This window comes from Paractinoplanes durhamensis, assembly GCF_016862175.1.
Classification (GTDB): domain Bacteria; phylum Actinomycetota; class Actinomycetes; order Mycobacteriales; family Micromonosporaceae; genus Actinoplanes; species Actinoplanes durhamensis.
On sequence record NZ_BOML01000010.1, the window covers coordinates 41073 to 61433 of the forward strand.

The following is a 20361-nucleotide window of genomic DNA, read 5'->3' on the forward strand; positions in this document are numbered from 1 at the left end:
TCCGATCGGAGCAGGAAATTTCCAAGATCTCTACGAGGTACGGCGGCCAGATGGCCAGCTGGGTGCGGCCCATCTCGGACCGCAGGGCTTCGCGGGCCGGGTCGCAGGGCCACCGCTTTCCGCAGGACCGGCAGTCCCACGACGGCCGCTCGGCGATGTGGCCCAGCTCGTCCCGCTTCACATCTCTCCTTCCCGGAGAAAGACGCAGCGGCCGGGGTAGGGGGCCTCCGACGTCGCTGCGAGCACCCTGCGACGAGTCGAGCAGGGCCGGGTGGGAATCAAGAGCCCGGCGCTGAACGCACTGCTCGACGAGTACGGCGTGCAGGATCCCGAGCTACGCGAGACCCTGCTGTCGATGGCCCGCGAGGGCAAGCAACGCGGCTGGTGGGCCAAGTACAGCGACCTACCGCCGGTCTATCGCCAGTACATCGGCCTGGAGTCCGCAGCCGACGAGATCCACGACTTCCAGACCATCGTGGTTCCGGGCCTGCTCCAGACCGAGGCGTACGCGCAGGCGATCACGAGTCGTGAGGCTTCTCGACCCACACCCGACGCCATCGCACAGCGAGTGACAGTCCGGATGGAGCGGCAGAAGCTGATCACGGAAGGTCAGCTGCGGCTAGTCGCCGTGATGGACGAGGCGGTACTCCACCGTCAGATCGGCGGTGCCGAAGTGATGCGTGACCAGCTGACCGCGTTGCTGGAAGCGGCCAAACTGCGCACCGTCACCGTGCAGGTGATCCCGTTCCGTGAAGGCGCCTACGCGTCCATGTTGTCGAGCTTCGCCATCCTTAATTTCCCCGACAGCCGAGGCGTGGTCTACATAGAGGGACTGACCGGCGATCTCTACGCTGAGGGTGACGACGTACAGCGCTGTACGGTGGTCTTCAACGAGCTCAGGTCATCGGCGTTGTCACCCACGGCGTCCCTTGCGATGATCAAAAAGATCCTCGACACAGGGCTGCAGCCATAGGAGTGAGTCATGCTCGATCAGAACTGGCGCAAGAGCACGCGCAGCGGCGGAAATGGCGCGTGCGTCGAGGTTCGTCGCGTCGACGACACCATCGAGGTCCGCGACACCAAGGACCGAACCGGCCCGGTGCTCTCGTTCACGATCGCCGAGTGGGTGGCCTTCACCGGCGGCACCAAGGGCGGCAAGTTCGACCTCTGATCGCAGGCGCATTACATGAGGCAGCTAGAGTGCCCGGTCTTGAAAGCCGGTCATGTGTGGCTGTTCTTGAGTTGGGCGTATTCGGGTGAGGTCAGGAAGCGGTCGATCGTCTCAGCTGTTCCTGGAGTCAGTGGGCGGTTCAGGGCCTCGGCTGCGGGGATGAAGAGCATCGCGGCGCCCTCGCCCAAGACCACATCGGACTGAGCCGCTGTCGTCGGGCCGTAGAAGTAGTGCTTTACCCGGCCCAGGTCCGGCAGGTCCTGGCGGGTGAACAGGCGCAGCGGGGCTGATGGGCGCAGGGACGTCTCCTCCCACAGCTCTCGCATCGCGCCCTCCAGTGGGGTCTCGCCCTCCTCTATCGCGCCGCCGGGCAAGCCCCAGAAGTTTGGGCAATACGGCGCCTTGTCGTCGCGTAGCTGCAGCAACAACGCACCCGTGGCGTCGACCAGGAACACGCAGGCGATCTGGAGCATCAGCTCTTGCCCAAGCGCTGCAGGGCGCCCATCGCCACGTCCGGTCGCGTCGTATACCAGAACGGGGGGAGTGACTTTCGCAGGAAAGCTCCGTATCCCCTCGCCGTCTCCAAGCGGGAGTCGAGGACCGCGACCACGCCCTTGTCGCCGGTGGAGCGGATCAATCGGCCCACCCCCTGGGCCAGCCGGATCGCGGCGATCGGCACGCTCACCGAGGCGAAGCCGGAGCCGCCGGCCGCGTCGACCGCCGCCGAGCGGGCCGCGGCCAGCGGCTCGTCGGGGCGCGGGAACGGCAGGCGGTCGATGACCACCAGTTGGCAGGCGTCGCCGGGGACGTCGACGCCCTGCCACAGGGACATCACCCCGAAGAGGCAGCTCTCCTTGACCTCGCGGAACTTCCTGACCAGCAGCGGCAGCGCCTCCTCGCCCTGCAGCAGGATCGGCAGGTCGGTGCGGGCGCGCAACAGCTCGGCGGCCTGGGTGGCGGCCTTGCGGGAGGAGAACAATCCGAGCGTACGGCCACCGATCGCCTCGACCAGCTTGAGCAGCTCCTCGCCGGCGGCGTCGGGCAGGCCGGACGCGGCCGGCCGGGGCAGGTGCGCGGCGACGTAGAGGATGCCCTGCTTGGGGTAGTCGAACGGGGACCCGACGTCGAGTGACGTCCAGCCGTCGCCGGAGGTGGGCGGGGCGTCGGCGGTCAGCGAGCCGGGCGCGGCGGTCTCGGCGACCGCCGACCGGGCCGACGGGACGGACGGGGCAGCCGCGGGCAGGCCGAGTGAGCGGGCCACCGTGTCGAAGCGGCCGCCCAGAGTGAGGGTGGCCGAGGTGGCCACGACCGTACGGTCCGCGTAGAGGCCCTGAGCCAGCGTGCCGGCCACCGAGAGCGGGGCGACCACCAGCGCGCGGCGGCCGCTGCCCATGTCGGACTTCTCCACCCAGGCCACGTCGAAGTCGGACTCCTCCAACAGCCGCTGGGCGGTGTCCGACAGATCGCCGAGAGCGGCCTTGGCCTGCTGTTTGCGTACCGGATCGGGGTCGTCGTTCTTGATGTCGCCGATGGCCTGCAGGCCGGCCCGGGTGCCCGCCTCCAGCAACGTGACCGCCTGGCGCAACATGTCGGGCAGGCCGCCGGTCAGGCGGCCGGCGGGCGACTCGGCGAGACCGACCGTGAGGGAGTCGGCCGCCTCGGCCAGCTGCTCGGCGGTGGCCGGCGGGATGAACGGCTTGGCCCGGCGGGACGAGCGCTCGATCGCGTCGGGGGTCAGCTCGGCCTGCGCCGCCGAGGAGACCCGGTCGGCCAGCTCGTGGGCCTCGTCGATGACCAGCAGTTTGTGCGGCGGGACGATGTGCCGGTCGGCGAGCATGTCGACGGCGAGCAGGCTGTGGTTGGTGACGACGATGTCGGCTTCGCGGGCGCGGACCCGGGAGGCCTCGGCGAAGCACTCGGGGCCGTAGGGGCATTTCTGCGCGCCCACGCAGTCGCGGGCCGGCATGGACACCTGCCGCCAGGCCGTCTCGTCGACGCCGGGGTCGAGCTCGTCGCGGTCGCCGGTCTTCGTCTTCTCCGACCAGGCCTGCAGGCGCTGGATCTGTTTGCCCAGCTTGCCGGCCTCGCCGAGCCACTGGGTGGCCTTGGGCGGCGCGTCGTCGAAGAGGGTGTCGGTGGGCTCCTCCTCGTCGGCGTGTTCCATCTTCGCCAGGCAGAGGTAGTGGTGCCGGCCCTTGAGGACGGCGAACGTCGGACGCCGGCCGAGGACCGGCTCGACCGCCGCGGCCAGGCGTGGCAGGTCGTGCTCGACCAACTGGTTCTGCAGGGCGAGGGTGGCCGTCGAGACCACCACCGGGCCGTCGACGAGCAGGGCGGGCGTCAGATAGGCGAGGCTTTTCCCGGTGCCCGTGCCGGCCTGCACGAGCAGGTGCTCGCGCTCCTGGACGGCCCGGTCGATGGCGGCGACCATGGCCTGCTGACCTGGGCGCTCACCGCCCCCGGGGACCGCACCGACCGCGGCGGCTAGTAGTTGCTCGGCGGTCGCCTTCTTACGGGTAGCTGCGGGCACGCAGAGACGGTACCCGCCACCACCGACAGAAGCCGACCACCGTTAGGGTTCTCGTCATGCCGCACGACATGGTCCGGGTCGTCTACACGAAGTACGACGGTTCGGCCCACCGGGACTATCCGGCTCGCCGCTTCGGCTCCGACGACCTCGGCGTCTGGGTCGGGGTGACGCGCGGGACGAAGTCGGTCTACCACGGCCGCCCGTCGGTCGAGCAGATCCCATTCGTCCTGCTCATCCCGCATCACGCCTGGTGGACGGGCATGTTCAACCCGCGGCCGCGGACCAGCGAGGTCTACTGCGACATCACCACCCCGGCCCGCTGGGAGGGTGACACGGTCCACATCATCGACCTCGACCTGGACGTGGTGCGCCGCCGCGAGTCGGGCCGGGTCGAGTTGCGCGACGAGGACGAGTTCGACGAGCACCGGGTGCAGTTCGGCTACCCGGACGACCTGGTGACCGAGGCGCAGGCGGCCGCGGCGAAGCTGATGGGTGCGCTCGGCGACGGCAGCGAGCCGTTCGCCACGCAGTACCACAAGTACCTAACCCAGGTCGCCCAGTAGCAGCTTGTCCGGGTTGAGCTGGTTGAAGAGCCCGGTGATCCGGCCGTCGTCGACGGTGACGGCCAGCACCGACAGCAGCGGTCGCCCGTCGGCGTAGGTGCCGCGCACGAGCACCGCCGCCGCCCCGCTGACCACCACCGGTTCGACCGCGACCTCGCCGACCCGGCCGCTGAGGATGCCGAGGTAGAAGCGGGCCACGCGGTCCGGCCCCAGGACCGGCCGGGTGCCGACACCGGGGATCAGGCCGCCGCCGTCACCGATCGCCACCACGTCCGGCGCGAGCACCGCGGCGAGCGCCTGAACGTCGCCACTGTTCGCCGCGGCCAGGAACGCGTTGAGCACCTCGCGCTGTTCGGCCAGGCCGGCCGAATGCCGCACGCCGCCCTGACCGGCCGCCCGGCGTGCCCGGGACGCGTGCTGGCGAGCCGTGCTCTCGGTGGTGCCGAGCACGGACGCGACATCCTCGAACGGCACCCCGAACGCGTCGTGCAGGACCAGCGCGACGCGCTGTTCGGGGGTCAGTTTCTCCAGGACGATCAACAGCGCGAGGCCGACCTGGTCACTCATCTCGGCGCGGGCGTCGGGCCCAAGATCAGGAGAGACGGCGTACGCCGGAAGCCACTGCCCGGGGTACGCCTCCCGGCTCACCCGCGCCGATTTGAGTACGTCGAGGCAGATGCGCCCGGTGACGGTGGTGAGCCAGCCGCGCAGGTCGTGGATCGGCCCGCCGTCGCGCGCCCGGTCGTACCGCAACCAGGCTTCCTGCACGGCGTCCTCGGCCTCGGCCCGGCTGCTCAGCATCCGGTAGGCGAGGGCGATCAGGTGCGGGCGCTCGGCCTCGAACTCGTCGGCGGTGGTGGGCGCGGTCGGCGACGGCATGGAGGAATTCTGCGGGACATTGCCCGGCCGCGGGTACCGGATGTGACACAGTAGTAAACACGCGTTTCGGACGAATCGGAAGGTGCGCTGTGAACGGTGCGACGATCGCCGGCGGACTGGCCGGGCTCGCCGGACTCGCCGGCGCGGTGTCGATCGGGACCGTGTTGTCCCGCCGCCCCGGCCCGTACCTTCCGGCCGGGCACGCAATCGCCAAGCCCGGGCAGATCGATCCGCTGCCCGACGTGCTGCGCCGCGGCCTGGGCGGGCTCACCGTCCCGGTCACGCCCGGCCCGCACGGCGAGTTGTTCCTCGGTCCCGGCGGGCCGCAACCCGGCCGTACGCTGCGAAGGCTTGTTCTTACCCCGCTCTTCGCCCGCGCCAAGAGTCGCGGTGGCCGCCTGGCCCTCGACCAGCAGGTGCCGTTCCGGCTGGTGGTCGAGTTCGTCGGGGCCAACCGCGAGGCGGAGACGCTGCTCCGCGCGTACCGGATGCTCGATCAGCAGTTGCGGGACCACGCCACCCTGCTCAGCCACTACGACGACGGAAGCCTCGTGCCGGGCGCGGTCACCGTCTCGGTGGCCGGCATCGTCGACGTCCGCGAGCTGCTCGCCGGCCAGGAGACCCGGTACGCCTTCGCCGACGGCACCTTCGACGACCTCGGCTCCCAGTCGGCGCCGCCCACCCTGGTCCCGATGATCAGCGAGCCGTGGAGCCGCCGGTTCGGCTGGGACGGCCGCGAGCCGATCTCGGCCGAGGAGCGCCACCTGCTGAACGCCCTGGTCCGTCAGGCGCACGAGGACGGCCGCACGGTTCGCGTCACCGGCCTGCCGACCGGCTCGCGCCGCGCCCGCCGGGCGATCTGGACCGAGCTGGGCGCCGCCGGTGTCGACGTCATCGCCGACACCGACCAGGCCGGGCTGGTCCGGCACCTGCGCCGGCACCCGGTCAGCCGGTGGGTGCCGCGGGCCCCGCTGCCCACCCGCGCGGTCCGGCGCAACTCCCCGCGACCGCACGCTCCGCGACCGGACCGTCGCCACGAGCCGGTGTAAACGGGGCTGAAAAGGGGCATCGCTGAGCGGAGCCTCCAGGCGAACGACGAGTGAATCCTGGGCGACCGCTAGCATTCCCGGAGATCCATCCCACCCCCGTCGATCGAGGTCCGCGCCGTGAAGTTCTCCTTCCGCCCCGTCGAGGGGGCCTTCTACGATCTCTTCACCTCGGCTGCGCAGAATCTGGTCAAGGGCACCGAGCTCCTCAACGAGCTGGCGCTGCCGGGGGTGGACGTCCAATCGGTCAGCGACCGGCTGACCGATGTGGAGCACGACAGCGACCAGATCACCCACGACCTCTACAAGAAGATCAACTCGACCTTCATCACCCCGTTCGACCGGGCCGACATCTACTCCCTCGGCTCCCAGCTCGACGACGTGATGGACCACCTCGAAGCGGTCGGCAACCTCCTTTACCTGTACGGGCTGACCGAGCTGCCGTCGCTGCCCCGGGAGATGCACGAGCTGATCACCGTGCTCGACCAGCAGGCGAAGATCACCGCCGAGGCGATGCCGCGGTTGCGCGCGATGAAGGGCCTCGCGGAGTACTGGATCGAGATCAACCGCCTGGAGAACGACGGCGACCGCGCCTACCGCATGCTGCTGGTCCGGCTCTTCTCCGGTGAGTACGACGCGCTCACCGTGCTCAAGATGAAGGAGGTCGCCGACGAGCTGGAGGCCGCCTGCGACGCCTTCGAGCACGTGGCGAACACCGTCGAGACCATCGCGGTCAAGGAGTCCTAGACCTTGTCTGCCGAACTCATCGCCGTCCTGGCGGTGATCGCCGTGGCGATGGTGTTCGACTACACCAACGGCTTCCACGACGCCGCCAACGCGATCGCGACCAGCGTCAGCACCCGCGCGCTGACGCCGCGCATCGCCCTGCTGATGGCCGCGGCCGGCAACTTCATCGGCACCCACTTCGGCGAGAACGTCGCCAAGACGGTGAGCGGCATCATCGAGGTGCAACGCTCGGTGACCGGCCTCGGCGTGGTCTTCGCGGCCGTCCTCGGCGCCATCCTGTGGAACCTGATCACCTGGTATTTCGGCCTGCCGTCCTCCTCGTCGCACGCCCTCATCGGCGGTCTCGGCGGCGCCGCCCTGGTGGCCGGCTACACGATCAACTGGGACGCGATCATCCAGAAGGTCGTCATCCCGATGCTGGCGTCCCCGCTGGTCGGCTTCACGGCCGGCTTTCTGTTCATGGTCGCCCTCATGTGGACCTTCCGGCGCGGCCGCCCGAGCAAGCTCAACCGAGGTTTCCGCTGGGCCCAAACGGTCTCGGCGGCCGCGATGTCGATCGGCCACGGCCTGCAGGACGCCGCGAAGACCATCGGCATCATCCTGGTGGCGCTGTACGCGGGCGGCTACCAGGAATCGACCGAGCACATCCCGCAGTGGGCGTACTGGACGTCGGCGACGGTGCTGGCGCTGGGCACGTACGCCGGCGGCTGGCGCATCATCCGCACCCTGGGCCGCAAAATCATCGACCTGGGCCCACCGGAGGGCTTCGCCGCCGAGGCGGTGGCCAGCGTCCTGCTCTTCGTCTTCGGCATCAAGCTGGGCGCCCCGATCAGCACCACCCACACGATCACCTCAGCAATCATGGGCGTAGGCGCGACGAAAAAGATGTCCGCGGTCCGCTGGGGCGTGGCAGGCCAGATCGTAGGGGCATGGATCCTGACGTTCCCCGGCGCAGGGGGCCTGGCCGCCCTCTCCTACTTCGCCGTCCGCCCCTTCTTCAGCTGACCCGCGGACCAACCTCAGGCGACGTCGAAACCGACCGCGCCCCACCGACCAAAGCCAGCATCTGCTCGCGCATCAGCGCCCGCTGCGCGACGCGGTCCGCGTCGTCCCAGCGAGGATCGATTTCCCGAGCCTTCGCCTTGACATCGCGCCAGTCCGAGAAGTCACTCATCAGCATTCCTCTGCCAGTTCACCTAGTCTTGAGACTAGTTTTCTTGAGACTATAGAAGGGCAAGCTGGATGCTCTCGCCGAAGGGCGGCACTCGGGAATGAACAGGCGGGCGGAGACATGGCAAACCAGGGCGGCGCAGTTCTGACTCCCGAGGCGGAAGCCGCACTGCTCGCCGAGGCAGAGGCGGGTTATGACCCGGAAGAACTCGTCCCGAGGAAGGCCGCGGGTCGGCCTGGCCCAGAAGGTGCTGCGGGCTGCGTATGGGCCGAAGCCGGGACGGTGAGGTGTCGGCCGTTGCAGGCGGGCGGCACCTCACCGTTTTCCTGCTAGATCGACCACCATGCGGTGGTGTCCGGGAGGAGGACGGTGGTGCCGTTCTCCGTTTTTACCGGGCCGCTGGTGGTCAGCACCTCGCCGGGGGTGGTGATGTGGGCCGGCTCCGTGCCCATGTTGACCGTGCAGCGGAAGCTGCTGCCTCGGTCGAAGGCTAGGACGCCGGCCGGCGCGTCGCGCCATGCCAGGTCGTCGCCGGCCGCGAAGACCTTGCGTCGCAGGGAGAGGGCCTCGCGGTACATGGTCAAGGTGGAGGTGGGGACGCCGGTCTGGGCCTCTACGCTCAGCTCGGCCCACGACTCGGGCTGGGGCAGCCAGCTCGGGCCGCCCTCGGGGCCGAAGCCGTACGGCGCCGTCGTGCCGGACCACGGGATCGGCACCCGGCAACCGTCGCGGTAACCGTCCTGGCCGGTGGCCCGGTGGAACGCCGGGTCCTGGCGGACCTCCGGCGGCAGGTCGATGACCTCCGGCAGGCCCAGCTCCTCGCCCTGGTAGAGGTACGCCGAGCCGGGCAGGGCCAGCAGCAGCAGGGACGCCGCCCTAGCCCGGCGCAGGCCGGCCACCTGGTCGACCTCGGTGGGCTTCTTGCCGGCGACCTCGCCGTTGTTGACGTGCATCAGGCGGTTGGTGTGCCGGACCACGTCGTGGTTGGACAGGGTCCAGGTGGTCGGCGCGCCGACCGCGGCGGTGGCGGCCAGCGAGTCGTCGATCATTGCTCGCTGGGCGGCCACGTCCCATCCGGAGCCCAGGTAGCTGAAGTTGAAGGCCTGGTGCAGCTCGTCGGGGCGGACGTAGTTGGCGACCCGGTTCAGGGTCGGGGCCCACGCCTCGGCGACGGCGATCCGCTCGCCGGGGTATTCGTCGAGGATGGCCCGCCAGCTGCGGTAGATGTCGTGCACGCCGTCCCGGTCGAAGCACGGGCTCTCGCCGACGTCGAACAGGTGCCATTCGGCGAGACCGCCGACGTCCGGCAGGCCGGGCTCCTTGACCAGGCCGTGCGCCACGTCGATGCGGAAACCGTCGACACCCAGGTCGAGCCAGAAGCGCAGGATCGTCCGGAACTCGTCGGCGACGGCCGGGTGGTCCCAGTTGAAGTCGGGCTGTTCGGCGGCGAACAGGTGCAGGTACCACTGGCCGTCGGCGACCCTGGTCCAGGCCGGGCCGCCGAAGATGGACGGCCAGTCGTTGGGCGGGAGTTCGCCGTGCTCGCCGCGGCCCTCGCGGAAGTGGTAGCGGGCCCGCAGCGGCGAACCCGGGCCCTCGGCCAGCGCCTGCTGGAACCAGACGTGCTGGTCGGACGAGTGGTTGGGGACCAGGTCGACGATCACGCGCAGGCCCAGATCGTGCGCGTCCGACACCAAAAGGTGAGCGTCGGCGACGCTGCCGAAGATCGGGTCGACGGTGCGGTAGTCGGCGACGTCGTAGCCGGCGTCGGCCTGCGGGGACAGGTAGAAGGGGGACAGCCAGACCGCGTCGACGCCGAGATCACTGAGGTACGGCAGGCGGCTCCGGATGCCCGGCAGGTCGCCGATGCCGTCGCCGTTGAGGTCGGCGAAGCTGCGTGGATAGATCTGATAGATGACCGCATCGCGCCACCAAGAAGTCATAGGCGATCACGCTACACGGTTACTAACACGTGTTACATCAGCGGTTTGATCGCCGAGTCTCGGACGATCAGGGTCGTGCCGAGGAGCTGATGGGGGTGCTGGTCCTCCCCCCGGACGGCGGAGATGAGGAACGAAGCGGCACTTCTGCCCTTGGTGACGATGGGCTGGCGCACCGTGGTGAGCCGCGGCCGGAACCAGGCCGACTCGGCCAGGTCGTCGAAACCGGTCACCGAGACCTCATCGGGCACCTGATGCCCGAGCTCCTGCAACGCGTCCACCGCGCCATAGGCGAGCACGTCGGAGAGCGCCATGATCGCCGTCGGCGGCACCGGCCGGGCCATCAGCTCCTTGGTCGCGCGGTAGCCGTCGACCCGGGTCACCGGCACCTCGGCGAGGGCCACGTCGGCCATGGTCAGGCCGGAGGCGGCGAGGGCCTCCTCGATTCCGGTCATCCGGCGGCCCAGCGGGCCGCGATAGCCGCGGGTGGCGACGTCCGGTCCGGGTGCGATGGAGAGTACGGCGATCCGACGGTGACCCAGGTCCAGAAGGTAGCGGGTCACCTCACGGGCACCGCCCCGGTCGTCCACCTCGACGCTCGGGGCGTTCTCGTAACGGTCCGAGTCGATCAGCACGAACGGGATGTCCCGGCGGATCAGCTCGGCCACCTCGGCGCCCTCGGTCTCCAGGCCGCAGACGATGAAGCCGTCCACCGCCGCGTACGGAATGGCCTTGAGCACCGAATCCTGCAGCGGCGGGGTGAGCAGCAGCGTGTAGCCCTCCTGGTCACAGATCTGCCCGACGCCCATCAGGAACCGGGCGTAATACGGGTTCTCCAGGATCTGGGCCAGCCGTTGCGGCAGCAGCACACCGATCGAGTTGGTGGTGCCGGCCTGCAACATCCGGGCCAGCGTGTTCGGCGTGTAGCCGAGGTCGGCGGCGGCCGCGAGGATCCGCTCCCGGGTGGCGGCCGAGATGCGCTGCGGGTTGTTGAACGCGAACGAGACGGCGGACCGGGAGACCCCCGCGGCCGCGGCCACATCGCTCGACGTCGGCTTGCCGCCGACTTTTCTCGACGGCATGCCGACCACTTTAGTCAGTAGGCGACACCGATCTCGTCACGGATGGTGTCGAGCAGGCCCATGATCTCCAGCGTGGTGGCGTGCGGCATCAAGGGGCTCTCCAACTCGCCGGCCAGGATGCTGCGCTGCACCTCGGCCGCCTCGAACTGGTAGCCGCTGCCCTCGAACGGGAAATCGAACGTCTCCGGGTCCCGGCCCGGGCGGTTCAGCACGAACGACCGCGGCACGAAGAAGCCCGGCGGGATGTCGATCCGGCCGTCGGTGCCGGTGATCGACGCGGCGTTCCGGCTCTCGCCGTTGATGCTGCAGGTCAGGGCCGCGATCGCGCCGGGCTGCCAGCCGAGCAGGACGCCGGTGTTCTCGTCCACGCCCTCCGGCGTCAGGTGCGCCCACGCCTGCACCGAGGTCGGCGCGCCCATGATCAGGTGGGCCAGGTTGATCGGGTAGACGCCGAGGTCGAGCAGCGCGCCGCCGCCGAGCTGCGGGTTGCGCAACCGGTGCTCGGGCTCGAACGGGCCCTGCAGGCCGAAGTCGGCGTGGATGGCGCTGACCCAGCCGATCGCGCCCTCCTCGACCAGCTCGTGGATCTTACGAACGGCCGGGTTGAGCCGCATCCACATGGCTTCCATCAGGAACACGCCGTTGGCGTGCGCGGCCTGCACGAGCTGGGCCGCGGAGCTGAGGTCGAGCGTGATCGGCTTCTCGACCAGCACTCCCTTGCCACCCTCGATGCAGGTCAGGGCAGCGGCCAGGTGCTGCGCGTGTGGGGTGGCGACGTAGACGACGTCGACCTCGGGGTCGGCGGCGAGCTCCGCGTAGGAGCCGTAGGAGCGGGCGAAACCGTACCGCTCGGCGAACGCGGCCGCGGTCTCGGCCGATCGGGACCCGACGGCGGCGAGTTCGGCCCCCTCGACCAGCGGGAGGTCCTTGGCGAACTGGGCAGCGATCCCGCCGGGGCCGACGATGCCCCAGCGCACCTTCTGTGCAGTCATGATCGCTACCGTATCGCCCCACCCCGCGCGCGACCCACCAACCCGCGATCGGGCCGGCGGCCGCCGAATGGGGCAGGATCGACGGGGTGACCGCAAACCCCGGCAGGTTGACCTTTCCGCTCCCCGAGGCGATGGTGCGGCGGGCGCTCGAGTTCCGCGGCGAGCCGGAAACCCCGCGCCCCTCGGCCACCGTCGTTCTCCTGCGCCCCGAGGGCGACACCTTCCAGGTGTACGTGTTGAAGCGCGCCGCCACGATGGTCTTCGGCGGGCTGTACGCGTTTCCGGGCGGCGGCGTGGACCCGACCGACCGGCCGGAGACGCTCCGCACCGACTGGTCGCGCCGGCTCGGCGTGCCGGACGAGCAGGCCCGCGCGATCGTCGGCGCCGCCTGCCGGGAGCTGTTCGAGGAGGCCGGGGTGCTGCTGGCCGGCCCGGTCGGCGAGCCGGACCGCACGGTGAGCGACGGCTCGATGAGCGGGGTCGTGTCGCACGGCAGCGAGGACGACGACGAGCGGATCGTCGGCGACGTCAGCGCCGACGACTGGGAGGCGGACCGGGCCGCGATCGCCGCGCACGAGCTGACCCTCACCGAGGTGCTGCAGCGCCGTGGCCTGCGGCTGCGCGACGACCTGCTGTTCCCGTGGGCGCGCTGGATCACCCCGGAGTTCGAGCCGCGGCGGTTCGATACGTGGTTCTTCGTCGCTCTCCTGCCGGAAGGGCAGACGGCCCGCGACGTGTCCGGGGAGAGTGAGGTCGCCACGTGGGCCCACCCGCAGGCAGCTGAGGAGCTGGCCATGCTCCCACCGACTCGGTCGACCGTGAACTCATTACGACCGTACGAAAAAATTGCCGAAGTGATCGCGGCCTCGAGTCGCCGTGATGCCGCACGCCCGGTGATGCCTCGCGTGGAATTCCTCGAAGACGGAAGCGCCCTGCTGCACGTGGAGTGAGCAGGGCGCCTGTCGTGAGAAAAACCAACAGCGAAGGCTCAGCCGAAGCGACCCGTGATGTAGTCCTCGGTCTTCTTCTGCGTCGGGTTGCTGAAGATCTTCTGGGTGTCGTCGTACTCGATCAGGCGGCCGGGGTCGCCCGTCTTGTCGATCGAGAAGAAGCCGGTCTTGTCGCTGACCCGCGCCGCCTGCTGCATGTTGTGCGTGACGATGATGATCGTGAAGCGGTCCTTCAGCTTGAACATCAGGTCCTCGATCGCCAGCGTCGAGATCGGGTCGAGCGCCGAGCAGGGCTCGTCCATCAGCACGACCTGCGGCTCGACCGCGATGGTGCGGGCGATGCAGAGACGCTGCTGCTGACCGCCGGAGAGGCCGGCGCCGGGCCGGTTGAGCCGGTCCTTGACCTCGTTCCAGAGGTTCGCCGACTTCAGCGACTGCTCGGCCGCGTCGTCCAGCAGCGACTTCTTCTTGACGCCGTTGAGCTTGAGGCCGGCCACCACGTTCTCGTAGATCGACATCGTCGGGAACGGGTTGGGGCGCTGGAACACCATGCCGATCAGGCGCCGGACCGCGGTGACGTCGACGTCCGGGTCGTAGATGTTCTGCTCGTCGATGGTCAGCCGGCCCTCGATGCGGGCGTTCGGCAGGACCTCGTGCATCCGGTTGATCGACCGGAGGAACGTGGACTTGCCGCAGCCGGACGGACCGATCAGGGCGGTGATCGTCTTGGGCTCGACGGTCATCGAGATGCTGTCGATCGCCTTGAACGAGCCGTAGTAGGAGGAGACGTTGCTCGCCTCGATGCGCTTGGCCATGGGGGACACCTCTTAACGGGTCAAACTGTTGCGACGGGCGAGCATCTTGGCGGCGATGGTCAGGATCAGCACGATCGCGACCAGCGTCAACGCGGCCGTCCAGGCTCGCGCCGGGGCGTACTTCGAGGCGTCGCCGGCCTGCTGGTAGACGTAGAGCGCCAGCGAGGACTGGTTGCCCGTGAACGGGTCGAAGTTGATCGCGGCGGCGCCGCCGGCAACCAGCAGGACCGGTGCCGTCTCGCCGGCCGCGCGGGCGATGGCGAGCATGACGCCGGTGACGATGCCGGGCAGGGCGGTCGGCACGACGATCTTGAGGATCGTCTTCCACTGCGGAACGCCGAGGGCGTAGGCGCCCTCGCGCAGCGGGCCGGGCACCAGGCGCAGCATCTCCTCGGTGGACCGCACGATCGTCGGCAACATCAGCACCGACAACGCCAGCGAGGCGGCGAAGCCGGAGAAGCGCGGCTGCCCGTTGTTGAACCAGGGGCTCACGATCAGGACCCAGAACGACAGGATGAACAGGCCGGCCACGATCGACGGGATACCGGTCATCACGTCGACGAAGAACCGGACCGTGCCGGCGAACTTGCCCCGGCCGTATTCCACCAGGTAGATCGCGCCGAGCACGCCGAGCGGCACCGCGATCAGGGCGGCGATGCCGACCTGCTCCAGGGTGCCGATGATCGCGTGGTAGGCGCCGCCGTTCGCGTCGCGGGCACCGATGTTGTTCATCGAGGTGCCGAAGAAGTTGCCGTCGAGCCGGCTGGCACCCTTGGAGACCAGGGTCCAGACCACGCTCGCGAGCGGCAGGATCGCCAGCAGGCAGGCCGAGTAGATCAGCGACTGCCAGGCCCGGTTACGGGCGGCGCGACGGCCCTCGACCCGGCCGGCCGCGTAGAGCAGCCCGACCAGGTAGAGGACCCAGGACAGGACGATGACGAGCACCCAGTTGCCCAGGCCGAGGCCGAGCACGAGCGCGGCCGAGACCACGACCGCGGCGAGCGCGACGCCGAGGTTGGCGACCAGCGGCAGCTTCTGCGTCCGGATGTTGTCGGGCGTCATGGCGACGCCGGGAAGCTCTCTGTCCAGAAGACTCATGCGGCACTGTCCCGGAACTCGCGACGACGGTAGATGATCGCCCGGGCCGCCATGTTGACCACCAGGGTGATGGCGAACAGCACCAGACCGGAGGCGATCAGGGCGCCGCGGCCGGTGGCGTTGGCCTCGCCGAAGGTGTTGGCGATGTTGGCGGCGATCGAGTTGCCGCCGTTCTCGATGATGTTGAACGAGATGCTGAAGACGGTGCCGAGGGTCAGCGCCAGGGCAATCGTCTCGCCGAGCGCGCGGCCGAGGCCGAGCATCACCGCGGCGATCACGCCGGGCTTGCCGTACGGCAGGACGGCGGTGCGGATCATCTCCCACTTGGTGGCGCCCAGAGCGAGGGCGGCCTCCTCGTTCATCCCGGGGGTCTGCTGGAAGACCTCGCGGGAGAGAGAGGTGACGATCGGCAGCACCATGATGGACAGCACCAGGCTGCCGAGCAGGATCGACCGGCCGAACGGGCCGTCGCCGCCGAAGAGCGGGATCCAGCTGAAGTATTTGTTGAGCCAGACCGAGAAGTCGCGGACCGGCTCCATGAACACGTCCCGGCCCCAGAGGCCGAAGACCACACTGGGCACGGCGGCGAGCAGGTCGATGACGAAGCCGAGCGGGTTGGCCAGCCGCTTGGGGGCGTAGTGCGAGAGGAACAGCGCGATGCCCAGCGCGATCGGCACCGCGACGAGCAGGGCGATCACCGAGGACAGCACCGTGCCGAAGGCCAGCGCCGCGATCCCGAAGTTGGGGTTGGTGTCGTTCGGGAACCACTGCTTGTAGGTCAGGAAGTTCACCGTGTCGGCGCTGATCGCCGGAGCTGCCTTCGAGATCAGGAAGATCGCGATCGCCACGATGATGACCAGCACCATCGCGCCGGCCCCCGTCGACAGGCCACGGAACCCGGCCTCCATCGAGAACCGGGACTTCTTGGGAAGGGCGCCACCGCCGCCGATCGGGGGTTCGTCGTAACTACTCGGCGAAACGCCGGTGCCGGCGGGCCGGGCGTGACGTCCTGTCACACCCGAGCCGCCGGCGCTGGCGTTCGTCGAGCTGGAGGGGTAGTCACCCATCTGCTCGCTCGCTGTCGTCTCGGAGGGATTAGTTTCCGCAGGTCAGCTGATGGTGGCGACCGAGGCCGCGACCTTCGACTGGACCGAGGCGGGCAGCGGGGCGTAGCCGAGGTCGCTCAGCGCCGACTGGCCGCCGGTGCTCGAGGTGAAGGTGAGGAAGTTCTTGATGTCGGCAGCCTTGGCGGAACCCTTGCTGCAGACGATCTCGTAGGTGACCAGAACGATCGGGTACGCACCGGCGGTGGTGGTGGCGTAGTCGATCGACATCTTGAGGTCGTTGCCGGTGCCGGTGATCTTGGCACCCTCGATGGTCTTGCCGGCGCTCTCGCCGGTCAGCGCGGTGAACTCACCCGCACCGTTCTTGATCTTCGCGGTCTGCAGGTCGCTGTTCTCGGCGAACGAGAGCTCGACGTAGGAGATCGTGCCGGCCGTGCTCTTGACCTGGCTGGCCACGCCGTCCGACTTGGCCGCGCCGGTGCCGCCCGGGGCCTTCCAGGCCTTGGCGTTGCCGAAGGTCCAGTCGGTCTCGGCGGTCTTGCTCAGGTACTTGGTGAAGTTGTCGGTGGTGCCCGACTCGTCCGAGCGGTGCACGGCCTGGATCGCGATCGACGGCAGCTTGGCGCCGCTGTTGAGCGCGGCGATCGCCGGGTCGTCCCACTTGGTGATCTTGCCCGCGAAGATCTTGGCGATGGTCGAGGCGTCCAGCTGGAGACCGTCGACGCCGTCCACGTTGTAGACGACCGCGATCGGGCCGACGACCATCGGGAGGTTCAGCGCCGGGCCGGTCGCGCACTTGGCGTCGGCCTGCTTCTGCTCGTCGTCCTTGAGGGCCGAGTCGGAGCCGGCGAAGTCAGCCGTGCCCGCGATGAAGGCCTGGATGCCGGCGCCGGAGCCGGTGCCCTGGTAGTCGATCTTCGCGCTGGAACACTGCGCGTTGTACTTCTTGATCCACTCGTCCATGGCGTTCTTCTGGGCCGAGGAGCCCTGTGCCGTCAGGCTGCCGGACCCACAGTTCGCAGCCGCGGCGGAGTTGTCGCTCCCGCTCGGCTCGGTGGTGTTGTCCGACCCGCACGCGGCAAGCGCGAGCGTTGCAGTCAAAGCAATACCGGCGAGGTAACCGGACCGCTGGAGCTTCACGAAAATTTCCCTTCGGGGTGAGGTGCAGCGCCGATCTCATCGGCACACCCCGAAAGCTAAGAGGGCCAGGTAGCCGGTTTCCCGGCCACAAATGAACGCGCGGTGAACACGTACGCACTTCAAGTTTGCTTTCTCCTGAGCCCGAGTTGTCCGTTCCGTGAACCCGGTGACTGAAGTCCGAAAAATCCTACATTTTGCAGTCACCTTTACCGCCCTGAGATCCCGCCTTGTCCGTCCCGTGACGCGTGGGACTCGGTGAACAGGGTCGCGCCGATGTTGGCGAGGAACGTTCGTTCGCTGGTGAACTCGATCCACTCCGAGCACGTCGCGGCGATCCGCATCGGGCCGCAGTCGGTCAGCTGCGGCTCCTGGCTGCCCTGCAGCATGCCGACCGCGGCGGCGCTCACCCCGTCCGAGGACGGGATGAGGATCGGGCCGCCGCTGTCGCCGCGGGCGCCGGCGATCCCGGACCGGGCGTGCACCCGGATCGACGAGAAGGTTCCGAACCCGTCGTTGAAGGTCACCATGGTGTTCTCGACGATCAGGTCGCAGTGCACGCCCGAGTTGGCGCCGCTGCTGCAGACCGAGCTCCCCTCGGAAACATCGGCGAGGCCGTTGACGGTCAGGTGGTAACCGCTGGCGTTGTCCCACGCGCCGTCGAACACCCAGTAGTAACCGTCCCCGGCGAGCACCCGGTTACCGGTTCCCGCGTCGACGGTGTGCACGTCGCCGTATCGGGACTCGGGCGTGTCCAGGTCGTAGGCCGACCAGTCGCCGTCGGTGCAGTGCCGGGCGGTGGTGGTCCAGGTGAAGCCGGCCAGCCGGATCGCGAAGCCGCTCGTGCACCCGGCGCCCGAGCTGCCGCGGATCATCCCGCCCGCGTTCTTGGCGCCGGTGTCGGTCGAGCGGGTCGAGTACGGGACGGTGGGGTGCCCGGGGACGACTCTCCGCCCCTTCACCGCCACGGCTCGCCGGCCGGGCAGCACGCCCGCCACGGTGATCTGGTCGTTCGCCAGCGTCGGGCCGGCCACCGAGGTCACCTGCAGGCCGCCCAGCTGGGCGGCGTTGGCCGGGTCGAGCAGCGAGGCGATGGCGCGTTCGATCGAGGCCCGGGTGTAGCCGACCGGCTTGACGACGATGTCGAGTCCGCGCCGGGCCCCCTCGGCCACCGCCTGCGCCTGCAGGTCCGAGATGCCGTTCCACAGCAGCGTCATCCGCCGGTCGGGAATGCTGACCGCGGACTCGTAGAAGCCCTGCTCGACCACGCCCGGCCGGGTGATCAGCCAGGTCTTGAAGTCGTTCAGGTCCTCCTGGTTGCGCATCCCGTCCGCACCGAGCGCGGCCAGCATCAGCCGGTAGGCGTCAGTGGTCTCGGGAACGCCCTGCCCGCTCTTGGTGGGTGCCGGATCCTTCGGCGGCAGGCCCGCCGCTCCGAGGATCAGGATCGCGGCCACGCCGAGCACGAATGCCTTCATGGCATCCACCCCACCAGAGGAAAAGGTGGTCAGCGCTGATAATTGACGTCGGTCTTGTAGACCGCGAATCCCAGCTTGCGATAGAGATTGACCGCGGCGGTGTTGGATTCGTCGACGTAGAGCTGGGCCTGGGTCAGGCCCGCGTCGGCCAGGTGGCGCAGGCCGGCGATGCTCAGCGCGACGCCCAGGCCCTTGCGGTGGCCGCCCGGGTCGACGCCGAGCACGTAGATCTCGCCCAGGGCCGGGTCGTCGCCGGACGGCGGGTGGACCTTGGTCCAGTGGAAGCCGACAAGGGTGTCCTCGATGTCGACGGCGAGCAGGAAGCCGGCCGGGTCGAACCACGGCTCGGCCTCGCGCAGGCGCAGGTCGTCGAGGGTCCAGCGGCCCTGCTCGGGGTGGTGAGCGAAGGCCCGGGAGTTGACGCCGAGCCACGCCTCTTCGTCGTGGCCGACGCTGAACGCGCGGATCGTCACGCCCTCGGGCAGCACGGACTCGGCGGTGAAGTCGGTGAGGGAACGGCGCATCTGCCAGAGAACACGTGCCCGGACAAATCCGTTTTTTTCGGCAAAAACTTGGGCGCCGGGCTCGTCCCCGTGCGCCCAGAACGCCAGCGGGCCGTCGCCGGCCGCGGCCAGCAGGGCGGTGCCGTGGCCCTGGCGCCGGAAATCAGGGGCGACCACGAGCTCGCCGGAATCGTCCACGAAGGCGTACCCGGCCAGCGCGTCGTCGGCGTAGGACAGCAGATGGCGGCCGCCGCCGTTGCGGACCCGCAGGACGACATCCTCGGACAGGGGGTAGACCCCGTCCGACAGCTCCGCCGAGGCAGCCAACGCCAGAACGTCGGCCACCTCGGCGGCTGTCAACCGGTCCGTGGACCGGATCATCGTCATCGAAGGAACACTCAGACCGGCAGCGAGACCGGCTCGTTGTCGGGGAGCTGGCGGCCGGTCGGCGGCACGACGAACTTGTAACCGACCTGGCGCACGGTGCCGATCATCGACTCGTGCTCGACGCCCAGCTTGGCGCGCAGGCGACGCACGTGCACGTCGACCGTGCGGGTGCCACCGAAGTAGTCGTAGCCCCAGACCTCACGCAGCAGCTGGTCGCGGGTGAAGACCCGGCCGGGGTGCTGCGCCAGGAACTTGAGCAGCTCGAACTCCTTGTAGGTGAGGTCGAGCGGGCGGCCCTTGAGCTTGGCCGCGTAGGTGTCCGGGTCGATGTTGAGCTCGCCGGCCCGGATCGAGCCGCCGGCTCCGGCGGTCGCGTTGTTGAGCCGGCCGACGCCCAGGCGCAGACGGGCTTCGACCTCGGCCGGACCAGCGCTGGCCAGGATGACGTCGTCGACACCCCAGTCGGCGTTCAGCGCGATCAGGCCGGCCTCGGTGACCACCGCGACGAGCGGGACGCCGATGCCGGTCGCGTGCAGCATGCGGCACGTGGCGCGAGCCTCGGAGAGCTCGGAACGGGCGTCCACCAGAACGGCGTCGGGGCTGGGCCCGGACACCAGTGTGCGGACGTCACGAGGGGCGGTGCGTACGGAGTGGGGAAGCAGATCCAGCGCGGGCAGCACGGCAGATGGTTCGCCGGCACGTGCTGTCACCAACAGAAGGATTTCCACACTCACCTCCGTCCTTGGCGGCACTAGCGGCCGCTAGGGTGACCCGGTCACGGTCGTGTGTGAACGAACCGCTCCCGGAG

21 protein-coding genes are annotated in these 20361 nt (G+C 69.3%); 7 read left to right on the plus strand and 14 right to left on the minus strand.

The features are described from left to right. Positions 1–271: 271 nt before the first annotated feature. Positions 272–973 (plus strand): DUF5753 domain-containing protein, encoded by a 702-nt coding sequence (locus Adu01nite_RS05345; RefSeq protein WP_203725383.1) that lies wholly within the window; start codon positions 272–274, stop codon positions 971–973. 9 nt (positions 974–982) lie between these two features. Next, positions 983–1171, plus strand: a complete 189-nt coding sequence (locus Adu01nite_RS05350; RefSeq protein ID WP_203725384.1) for a DUF397 domain-containing protein — start codon at positions 983–985, stop codon at positions 1169–1171. A gap of 50 nt (positions 1172–1221) precedes the next feature. Here Adu01nite_RS05350 and Adu01nite_RS05355 read toward each other — a convergent pair whose 3' ends face one another. Both Adu01nite_RS05355 and Adu01nite_RS05360 read right to left on the minus strand, forming a co-directional pair. Then, entirely contained in the window at positions 1222–1644 is a 423-nt protein-coding gene (locus tag Adu01nite_RS05355) for an NUDIX hydrolase (protein ID WP_203725385.1), read from the minus strand. Continuing rightward, the gene (locus tag Adu01nite_RS05360) at positions 1644–3701 is read right to left on the minus strand and encodes an ATP-dependent DNA helicase (RefSeq protein WP_203725386.1); all 2058 of its coding nucleotides are present in this window, start codon (positions 3699–3701) and stop codon (positions 1644–1646) included. Before Adu01nite_RS05360 ends, Adu01nite_RS05355 begins: the two co-directional genes overlap by 1 nt. A 56-nt stretch (positions 3702–3757) precedes the next feature. On the opposite strand from Adu01nite_RS05360, the gene Adu01nite_RS05365 reads away from it, so the two are divergent. Then, complete coding sequence (locus Adu01nite_RS05365; RefSeq protein ID WP_203725387.1) at positions 3758–4264, plus strand: DUF402 domain-containing protein; 507 nt, start codon at positions 3758–3760, stop codon at positions 4262–4264. Here Adu01nite_RS05365 and sigJ read toward each other — a convergent pair. After that, the gene (gene sigJ, locus Adu01nite_RS05370; protein ID WP_203725388.1) at positions 4244–5143 is read right to left on the minus strand and encodes an RNA polymerase sigma factor SigJ; all 900 of its coding nucleotides are present in this window, start codon (positions 5141–5143) and stop codon (positions 4244–4246) included. The two genes, Adu01nite_RS05365 and sigJ, sit on opposite strands and share 21 nt — an antisense overlap. 89 nt (positions 5144–5232) lie before the next feature. On the opposite strand from sigJ, the gene Adu01nite_RS05375 reads away from it, so the two are divergent. The 3 genes from Adu01nite_RS05375 (at position 5233) to Adu01nite_RS05385 (ending at position 7941) form a co-directional block, all read left to right on the plus strand. After that, positions 5233–6192 (plus strand): PI-PLC domain-containing protein, encoded by a 960-nt coding sequence (locus tag Adu01nite_RS05375; RefSeq protein ID WP_203725389.1) that lies wholly within the window; start codon positions 5233–5235, stop codon positions 6190–6192. Between the two features lie 117 nt (positions 6193–6309). Further along, the gene (locus Adu01nite_RS05380) at positions 6310–6936 is read left to right on the plus strand and encodes a DUF47 domain-containing protein (RefSeq protein WP_203725390.1); all 627 of its coding nucleotides are present in this window, start codon (positions 6310–6312) and stop codon (positions 6934–6936) included. Between the two features lie 3 nt (positions 6937–6939). Further along, positions 6940–7941: an inorganic phosphate transporter gene (locus tag Adu01nite_RS05385; RefSeq protein ID WP_203725391.1), complete on the plus strand. Its 1002-nt coding sequence runs from the start codon at positions 6940–6942 to the stop codon at positions 7939–7941. On the opposite strand, the gene Adu01nite_RS05390 is transcribed toward Adu01nite_RS05385, so the two are convergent. The 4 genes from Adu01nite_RS05390 to Adu01nite_RS05405 all read right to left on the minus strand — a co-directional run bounded on the left by Adu01nite_RS05390 (position 7934) and on the right by Adu01nite_RS05405 (position 12121). Continuing rightward, the gene (locus tag Adu01nite_RS05390) at positions 7934–8110 is read right to left on the minus strand and encodes a hypothetical protein (RefSeq protein ID WP_203725392.1); all 177 of its coding nucleotides are present in this window, start codon (positions 8108–8110) and stop codon (positions 7934–7936) included. The genes Adu01nite_RS05385 and Adu01nite_RS05390 overlap by 8 nt on opposite strands. A gap of 326 nt (positions 8111–8436) precedes the next feature. Beyond that, positions 8437–10050, minus strand: coding sequence for a glycoside hydrolase family 13 protein (locus tag Adu01nite_RS05395; RefSeq protein ID WP_203725393.1), 1614 nt, complete (start codon positions 10048–10050; stop codon positions 8437–8439). Between the two features lie 32 nt (positions 10051–10082). Continuing rightward, positions 10083–11129 carry a LacI family DNA-binding transcriptional regulator gene (locus Adu01nite_RS05400; protein WP_203725394.1) on the minus strand — a complete coding sequence of 349 codons (1047 nt, stop codon included), beginning with the start codon at positions 11127–11129 and terminating at the stop codon, positions 10083–10085. Positions 11130–11143: 14 nt separating this feature from the next. Beyond that, positions 11144–12121, minus strand: coding sequence for a Gfo/Idh/MocA family protein (locus Adu01nite_RS05405; RefSeq protein WP_203725395.1), 978 nt, complete (start codon positions 12119–12121; stop codon positions 11144–11146). A 131-nt stretch (positions 12122–12252) separates the two neighbouring features. Between Adu01nite_RS05405 and Adu01nite_RS05410 the strand changes: the two genes are divergently transcribed. Continuing rightward, positions 12253–13071 carry an NUDIX hydrolase gene (locus tag Adu01nite_RS05410; RefSeq protein ID WP_203725456.1) on the plus strand — a complete coding sequence of 273 codons (819 nt, stop codon included), beginning with the start codon at positions 12253–12255 and terminating at the stop codon, positions 13069–13071. 38 nt (positions 13072–13109) lie between these two features. Here the strand turns inward: Adu01nite_RS05410 and pstB are convergent, their stop codons facing one another. The 7 genes from pstB to Adu01nite_RS05445 form a co-directional block, all read right to left on the minus strand. Next, positions 13110–13886, minus strand: coding sequence for a phosphate ABC transporter ATP-binding protein PstB (pstB, locus tag Adu01nite_RS05415; RefSeq protein ID WP_203725396.1), 777 nt, complete (start codon positions 13884–13886; stop codon positions 13110–13112). Positions 13887–13898: 12 nt separating this feature from the next. Then, positions 13899–14984 (minus strand): phosphate ABC transporter permease PstA, encoded by a 1086-nt coding sequence (gene pstA, locus Adu01nite_RS05420; protein WP_203725397.1) that lies wholly within the window; start codon positions 14982–14984, stop codon positions 13899–13901. Continuing rightward, complete coding sequence (pstC, locus tag Adu01nite_RS05425) at positions 14981–16051, minus strand: phosphate ABC transporter permease subunit PstC (protein WP_203725398.1); 1071 nt, start codon at positions 16049–16051, stop codon at positions 14981–14983. The genes pstA and pstC overlap by 4 nt, the downstream gene beginning before the upstream one ends. Positions 16052–16093: 42 nt before the next feature. Next, on the minus strand, positions 16094–17188 hold the full coding sequence (pstS, locus tag Adu01nite_RS05430; protein WP_203725399.1) for a phosphate ABC transporter substrate-binding protein PstS: 1095 nt from the start codon (positions 17186–17188) through the stop codon (positions 16094–16096). A 206-nt stretch (positions 17189–17394) separates the two neighbouring features. After that, positions 17395–18663, minus strand: a complete 1269-nt coding sequence (locus Adu01nite_RS05435) for a chymotrypsin family serine protease (protein WP_203725400.1) — start codon at positions 18661–18663, stop codon at positions 17395–17397. Between the two features lie 29 nt (positions 18664–18692). Further along, positions 18693–19553, minus strand: a complete 861-nt coding sequence (gene mshD, locus Adu01nite_RS05440) for a mycothiol synthase (protein ID WP_203725401.1) — start codon at positions 19551–19553, stop codon at positions 18693–18695. A gap of 11 nt (positions 19554–19564) precedes the next feature. After that, positions 19565–20281: a winged helix-turn-helix transcriptional regulator gene (locus Adu01nite_RS05445; protein ID WP_203725402.1), complete on the minus strand. Its 717-nt coding sequence runs from the start codon at positions 20279–20281 to the stop codon at positions 19565–19567. Between the last annotated feature and the right edge of the window lie 80 nt (positions 20282–20361).

What these genes read in the sequence shown, in the direction of transcription:
- Adu01nite_RS05350 (WP_203725384.1), top strand. Translation starts at nt 983, where the DNA reads ATGCTCGATCAGAACTGGCGCAAGAGCACGCGCAGCGGCGGAAATGGC.
- Adu01nite_RS05355 (WP_203725385.1), bottom strand. Translation starts at nt 1,644, where the DNA reads ATGCTCCAGATCGCCTGCGTGTTCCTGGTCGACGCCACGGGTGCGTTG.
- Adu01nite_RS05365 (WP_203725387.1), top strand. Translation starts at nt 3,758, where the DNA reads ATGCCGCACGACATGGTCCGGGTCGTCTACACGAAGTACGACGGTTCG.
- sigJ (WP_203725388.1), bottom strand. Translation starts at nt 5,143, where the DNA reads ATGCCGTCGCCGACCGCGCCCACCACCGCCGACGAGTTCGAGGCCGAG.
- Adu01nite_RS05390 (WP_203725392.1), bottom strand. Translation starts at nt 8,110, where the DNA reads ATGAGTGACTTCTCGGACTGGCGCGATGTCAAGGCGAAGGCTCGGGAA.
- Adu01nite_RS05395 (WP_203725393.1), bottom strand. Translation starts at nt 10,050, where the DNA reads ATGACTTCTTGGTGGCGCGATGCGGTCATCTATCAGATCTATCCACGC.
- Adu01nite_RS05400 (WP_203725394.1), bottom strand. Translation starts at nt 11,129, where the DNA reads ATGCCGTCGAGAAAAGTCGGCGGCAAGCCGACGTCGAGCGATGTGGCC.
- Adu01nite_RS05405 (WP_203725395.1), bottom strand. Translation starts at nt 12,121, where the DNA reads ATGACTGCACAGAAGGTGCGCTGGGGCATCGTCGGCCCCGGCGGGATC.
- Adu01nite_RS05410 (WP_203725456.1), top strand. Translation starts at nt 12,253, where the DNA reads ATGGTGCGGCGGGCGCTCGAGTTCCGCGGCGAGCCGGAAACCCCGCGC.
- pstB (WP_203725396.1), bottom strand. Translation starts at nt 13,886, where the DNA reads ATGGCCAAGCGCATCGAGGCGAGCAACGTCTCCTCCTACTACGGCTCG.
- pstA (WP_203725397.1), bottom strand. Translation starts at nt 14,984, where the DNA reads ATGAGTCTTCTGGACAGAGAGCTTCCCGGCGTCGCCATGACGCCCGAC.
- pstC (WP_203725398.1), bottom strand. Translation starts at nt 16,051, where the DNA reads ATGGGTGACTACCCCTCCAGCTCGACGAACGCCAGCGCCGGCGGCTCG.
- Adu01nite_RS05435 (WP_203725400.1), bottom strand. Translation starts at nt 18,663, where the DNA reads ATGAAGGCATTCGTGCTCGGCGTGGCCGCGATCCTGATCCTCGGAGCG.
- mshD (WP_203725401.1), bottom strand. Translation starts at nt 19,553, where the DNA reads ATGACGATGATCCGGTCCACGGACCGGTTGACAGCCGCCGAGGTGGCC.